This window comes from Methyloceanibacter marginalis (assembly GCF_001723295.1).
Classification (GTDB): Bacteria; Pseudomonadota; Alphaproteobacteria; order Rhizobiales; family Methyloligellaceae; genus Methyloceanibacter; species Methyloceanibacter marginalis.
In genome coordinates this window covers 1-5,690 of sequence record NZ_LPWD01000183.1, presented here as the reverse complement: position 1 = coordinate 5,690, position 5,690 = coordinate 1, and the positions used below count along the sequence as shown (strand labels likewise).

Sequence of the window (5,690 nt, the reverse complement as noted above, 5' to 3'; positions counted from 1 at the left end):
GAGGTGCGCGGCATCAACTTGATGGTCTGCGCCATCACCTCCAATCCCCCGCTGTGGATTCTTTTCGCTTTACTGTGCCAGGTGCTCCAGCGAGAAGAGGTGTTGCGTCTTTGCCAGCGGAGCGTGACACGACCGGCACGCGTTGAGGTCTTTGTTCAAGCGTTCGCCGCCCGGCGAGAAAATGGCAAAGTCCCAATCGCCGTTTCTCAGATTCTCAGGGAACTTGTCACCCCACCCTTCGCCCTTCTCCATGACAGCAATCGCGGCGAGTTTGTCGCGAATACGCCGGTCGAGGGAGCTTGTGACGACCTTGCCGTCCTCATCCGTCTTCGCCTTGTAGACCTCGCCGACGATGACCGAACCATAGGGGAGCTCCCGCCCCTGTTTCGCGGCTTCGATGGCCGCGTCGTTCGCAAACAGCCGGATGATCTGATCGTCGTTCTGCACCCGATCGAGACTCAGATAGTTCTGAAACTGGGTCTTGTAGTTGGCGGGAAACGAAATGCGCTGCTCATCGGCAAGCGCTGCCGTTGCAATCAGGCCGAGCCCCAGCATTAAGGCAGAAGCCTTGCGTATCATGGAGACCTCCCATCTCGAATGACCCCGCAGTTGATCTGCGGCTATAATAGGTATGTAGAATACCTCTTTTCGGGCATAGCATTCAAGGACGTTTTTCCGGCAGACTTCACCCTTCGGCGAGGAACAGTTCCTCCTCATGGAGAGTCCAATGAGGCTTACCCTGCATTCCGATTATTCGCTGCGTGTCCTCATGTACCTGGCAGCTTTCCCCGACCGCCTGGCAACGGCCGAGCAGATCGCCGCCGCTTATGACATTTCGCACAATCACATCATGAAAGTCGTACAGCGGCTGGCGCATCTCGGCTTCGTCGAGACGTTGCGTGGGCGCAATGGCGGCATTCGGCTGGCGCTTCCGCCGGAAGAGATTTCCGTGGGTGCCGTGGTTCGCGGGACCGAGGAGGACTTCGACCTCGTCGAATGCTTCCGGTCGAAAACAACGTGTTGCATTACGCCTGTGTGCGGTCTGCAGGGCGCACTCCGCGACGCGCTCGACGCCTACCTGCAGGTCCTCGATGAATGGACGCTCTCGGAGCTTGCGATCAACCGCACGGGCTTGGCCCGCCGTCTTGGGGCGAATTAGCTCTTCAGGGGGGCGCTCCACAGGCGCGCCTTGGCTTGTGATCTGAGATCGACTGCCTTGGAGCTGATTGAACGCGGGACGGCGGACAAGAATATCATGCTTCCCCGTTTAGGGTCTATTAGCAGATGTTAAAGCTTAACCAGCGACGTCTGCTGTGGCCAGCAACGGACATTACTCAGACATCGTCCACCGGTTCCCGATCAAATACCTTCCGCCCCGTGAACATCGCGGAAACCAGCCCCCCGCCTTCCCGCAACTCAGTCACAACCACTCCGACGATATGAATCACGATCAGGAACAGAAGCGCGTAGAAATTCCAGTAGTGCACCGTCACAAACGGTGATCGGAAGGCGCGCATCGCATCCCAAGATGCCGCATCGATGCCCGTCTTGTCGTAGGGCACAAGTGCCCAGGGGTCGACACCCGGTGCCGCAACCCAGTTGGCAAACCAGTACCCAAACGGTGGGTAGTAGATGTCGGTCCCGGCGAGAACGAGGCCCGTGACGGCCTGCACGACAAGGAGGAGAACAAGCAGCGAGACCATCAGGCGCGCGACGGGATTGTGACCGAGATAGGGGCGCCCATCTCCTCGGATCAGTCCACGAACATAAGTCCTGAACGCGGTTCCACAACCAGGCCGGAAAGGGAAGATAGCGGACCACCTTGCCTGCCGGTTGCCGAAGAAGGCCCAGGCGACGCGCCAACCCAAGTTTACCGCGAAGACGTAGCCGAACCAGACGTGAGTGGTTTTCAAGAGAATCTTGCCGTCGTCCGTGACGCCCAGATCCTCGCTGTAAAGGATGGCCGTGCCGAGGACGGCCAGAGCAAGGACACAAACAACGTTGATCCAGTGGAACCAACGCGTCGGACCGTCCCAAACCACATAAGATTTAAGGTTCGTCATCATAGGACAAAATGCGTTTGCATCTCTGGTCGCACATTGATCGACGTCAACGGGGAACGACCCCAACTGCACACGGTCTGACATGTGCTCATCGGGCCAGAAACAGACCCTTCGCGGCAATGTTGCGGCATGTCGGCAACGTGCCAAAAGCCCATGTGCTCAGTTTTGACGAGCAAATTGCGCTTCAGCAACGTCGCGTCTATCTCGGTAGCGTTCTATTTATCAGATAGGCGTCTCCTTCGTGGCCCGCCCCCCGCGTCCGGGTCGCGGCGCAGTTGACCGGCATAGCGTGTAGAGGCTTCCACGTACTCTCGTAGGGCGCCCTCTCTGGAGGACCTCGCGCGCCCGATCATTCCGTATCCGCCGCGAGAATGCGTGCAAGGGGGCCGCTGACTGCCTTTCATCTTCCGGTACTGGGCTTGATGGGGATCAAATTGGCCACCGACCCGGCCCGCTAGGTTGACGCATAGCCGGAGTGACGGCGCGACGAGGGGAGGACCAGGTCATGCGGCATGCGGCTCCGGGCGCGGACCGGGCCCTTTGGCTCTCGACCATAGCCTTCACGGTGTGCTTCGCCGTGTGGACGATCTTCGCCATTATTGGCGTGCGTATCCAACAAGACCTCGGCCTCAACGAGACCGAATTCGGCCTCCTCATCGGCACGCCAATACTGACCGGATCGCTCAGCCGCGTATTCCTCGGCATCTGGACCGACCAATATGGCGGCCGCATCGTCTATGTGCTGACCATGGTGGCGGCGGCCATAGCCACCTTTCTTCTCTCCTTCGCTACGACCTATCCGTGGATGCTCGTCGCCGCGCTCGGCGTCGGGCTGGCCGGCGGCTCTTTCGCCGTCGGCATCGCCTACGTCTCCAAATGGTACCCGCCGTCTAAACAAGGCACGGCGCTCGGCATTTTCGGCGCCGGCAATGTCGGCGCGGCCGTCACCAAGTTTCTCGCTCCCTTCGTCCTCGTCGCCTTTGGCTGGCAGATGGTTGCGGTGGTCTGGGCCGCGGCGCTGGCGGTCACGGCGATCATTTTCTGGCTTGCGACCGAGGACGATCCCGAGCTCAAGGCCCGTCGGGCGCGACAGGAAAAACCGCGCTCGGTAATGCTCCAGCTGGCGCCACTCCGCCATCAGCAAGTCTGGCGGTTCTCTCTTTATTACTTTTTCGTGTTCGGCGGCTTTGTCGCCCTCGCTCTGTGGCTCCCCCGCTATCTGATCGGCGTCTATGGAGTTGGAATTGAAACCGCCGGCATGCTCGCCGCGGCCTTTTCGATTCCGGCGAGCTTGTTCCGCGCCTATGGCGGGCATCTATCGGACCGCTATGGCGCACGTGCGGTCATGTACTGGACCTTCGGTGTCTCGTTGGTCTGCCTCCTGATGCTGTCCTACCCGAACACCGATTACGTCATCCACGGTATCGATGGACCGATTGCCTTCTCGACCCAAATGAACCTCATCCCGTTCGTGATGACGATTTTTGTGCTGGGCTTTTTCATGTCGTTCGGCAAGGCAGCGGTCTACAAGTACATCCCCGTCTATTACCCCGCCAATGTCGGATCTGTCGGCGGACTGGTCGGCATGATTGGTGGGCTGGGCGGCTTCGTCCTGCCAATCGCCTTCGGCGTGATGGCCGACCTCACCAATATCTGGACGAGCTGCTTCATGCTGCTCTTCCTCATCGTTTGTGTCTCCCTCGCCTGGATGCACTTCTCCATTCGTCACATGGAGCAGCGCGCCGCGGGCGAAGTACTTGGGGCCATGCCTCCGTTCGCCGAGCTGGAGCACGCGCACACCGAGGAGCACCACAAGCAGCATGGGCTGATCGAGGATTGGCGGCCGGAGGACAAAGCCTTCTGGGAAACGACGGGACGACGGATCGCACGGCGCAATCTATGGATCTCCGTGCCCGCTCTCCTCCTCGCCTTCGCGGTGTGGATGGTGTGGAGCGTCGTGGTCGCCAAGCTCCCGGCGGTCGGCTTCACTTACACGACCGATCAACTTTTCTGGCTGGCCGCCCTGCCTGGCCTATCCGGCGCGACCTTCCGCATTTTCTATTCCTTCATGGTGCCCATCGTCGGCGGCCGCTTGTGGACGGCATTGACGACGGCGTCACTGCTGGTGCCGGCCTTCGGCATCGGCTACGCCGTGCAGGATCCGAGCACGCCCTATCTCATTTTCCTCGTCTTGGCGCTGCTCTGCGGCTTTGGGGGCGGCAACTTTGCCTCCTCGATGGCCAATATCAGCTTCTTCTTCCCCAAGAAGGAAAAAGGCAACGCGCTTGCCCTCAATGCCGGCCTGGGCAATCTCGGTGTCAGCGTGGTGCAGTTCGTCGTGCCGCTGGTCATCACTGCTGGCGTCTTTGGAGTGATCGGCGGCGAACCGCAAACGGCCACGGACGGCACGCGCCTGTGGTTGCAGAACGCGGGCTTCATCTGGGTGCCCTTCCTGCTTATCACCACCATCGCCGCCTGGTTCGGGATGAACGACATCGCTTCGGCGAAGGCCTCGTTTAACGAGCAGGCCGTCATCTTCCAGCGCAAGCACAACTGGATCATGTGCTGGCTCTATACCGGCACTTTCGGATCCTTCATCGGCTATTCCGCTGGCTTCCCCCTTCTCGCCAAGACGCAGTTCCCCGACGTGAACTCGCTGCCCTTTATCTTCTTGGGGCCCTTGGTCGGCGCTCTGTCACGCGCCGCCTCAGGTTGGATCGCCGACCGCTGGGGCGGCGGCCGCGTCACCTTATGGGTGTTCGTAGTCATGATCGCCGCTGTCGGCGGGGTGCTGTTCTTCCTCGGCATCAAGGACCAACCCGGCGCCTTTTGGGGCTTCTTCGCGATGTTCCTGGTGTTGTTCTTCGCGACCGGCGTTGGCAATGCCTCAACCTTTCAGATGATCCCGTCGATCATGCGCAAAGAGATCGGCCGCCTGATGCCCGATGCTCCGGTCGCCGAGCAGATGCGCCAGGCTGACAAGGAATCTGCGGCGATCATCGGCTTCACCTCGGCAATCGCGCCTACGGCGCTTTTTTATTCCCAAGGCTTACGGCAGCTCGATCGACGTTTCTGGCGGTCCCGAACTAGCGCTGTGGGGCTTCGTGCTCTTCTACGTCACGTGCGTCGCGGCCACCTGGTGGGTCTACACCCGCCGTGGCGGTCTGCTCCATGACATCGAAAGGGGTGGCCCCAAGGGCTCTGGCAGCGGCGCAGGAAAGAAGGCGCCGGACGGCCCGTCCATTCGCCCGTTCCGGCAGGGGCCTGCAAATGAACCCGGTCTGGGGTCAGCGTTTCGCGGCACGCTCTCTGTACGCAGCCGCATGTTTGAGTTTGGCGGTTGCGGGTTCCGGTGCTTCGGCGTTCGCGCAGAGCCCCGACTACGATCCGCAACAGGGGGCGCCGACGCGCTATCAGGCTCCCCATGAGAGCTTCTTCAAGGGCAAGTTCTGGACCGACACGCGCTACCGCTATGAGTATGTGGACCAGGCCAACCTGACGAAAGACGCGCGCGCTTCGACCTTGCGGAACAAGACCGGCGTCGAGTCTGGCTTCTTCCATGGCTTCCGCGCCGGCGTCGAAGGCGAGTTCGTCGTCGAGCTCGGGCCCGATGATTTCAACAATACG

The 5,690-nt window shown here is 60.6% G+C and carries 4 protein-coding genes and 1 pseudogene; 3 read left to right on the top strand and 2 right to left on the bottom strand.

Translation table 11 applies throughout. The annotated features are described in order from the left end of the window. Positions 1–69: 69 nt before the first annotated feature. Positions 70–579, bottom strand: coding sequence for a cytochrome P460 family protein (locus AUC71_RS07615; RefSeq protein WP_158007750.1), 510 nt, complete (start codon positions 577–579; stop codon positions 70–72). A 148-nt stretch (positions 580–727) separates the two neighbouring features. On the opposite strand from AUC71_RS07615, the gene AUC71_RS07610 reads away from it, so the two are divergent. Beyond that, positions 728–1,159 (top strand): RrF2 family transcriptional regulator, encoded by a 432-nt coding sequence (locus tag AUC71_RS07610; protein WP_069623786.1) that lies wholly within the window; start codon positions 728–730, stop codon positions 1,157–1,159. A 175-nt stretch (positions 1,160–1,334) separates the two neighbouring features. Here AUC71_RS07610 and AUC71_RS07605 read toward each other — a convergent pair whose 3' ends face one another. Continuing rightward, positions 1,335–2,066 carry a cytochrome b/b6 domain-containing protein gene (locus AUC71_RS07605; RefSeq protein WP_244500849.1) on the bottom strand — a complete coding sequence of 244 codons (732 nt, stop codon included), beginning with the start codon at positions 2,064–2,066 and terminating at the stop codon, positions 1,335–1,337. 502 nt (positions 2,067–2,568) lie between these two features. Between AUC71_RS07605 and AUC71_RS07600 the strand changes: the two are divergent. Further along, positions 2,569–5,248 (top strand): annotated as a pseudogene (locus AUC71_RS07600) (nitrate/nitrite transporter); the annotation flags it as partial. An 85-nt stretch (positions 5,249–5,333) separates the two neighbouring features. Next, a partial coding sequence (locus tag AUC71_RS21005; protein WP_244500850.1) for a hypothetical protein occupies positions 5,334–5,690 on the top strand: 357 nt, incomplete at its 3' end.

Bases quoted from the DNA above. Each gene is read 5' to 3' on its own strand.
- AUC71_RS07615 (WP_158007750.1), bottom strand. From the start codon at position 579: ATGATACGCAAGGCTTCTGCCTTAATGCTGGGGCTCGGCCTGATTGCA.
- AUC71_RS07610 (WP_069623786.1), top strand. From the start codon at position 728: ATGAGGCTTACCCTGCATTCCGATTATTCGCTGCGTGTCCTCATGTAC.
- AUC71_RS07605 (WP_244500849.1), bottom strand. From the start codon at position 2,066: ATGATGACGAACCTTAAATCTTATGTGGTTTGGGACGGTCCGACGCGT.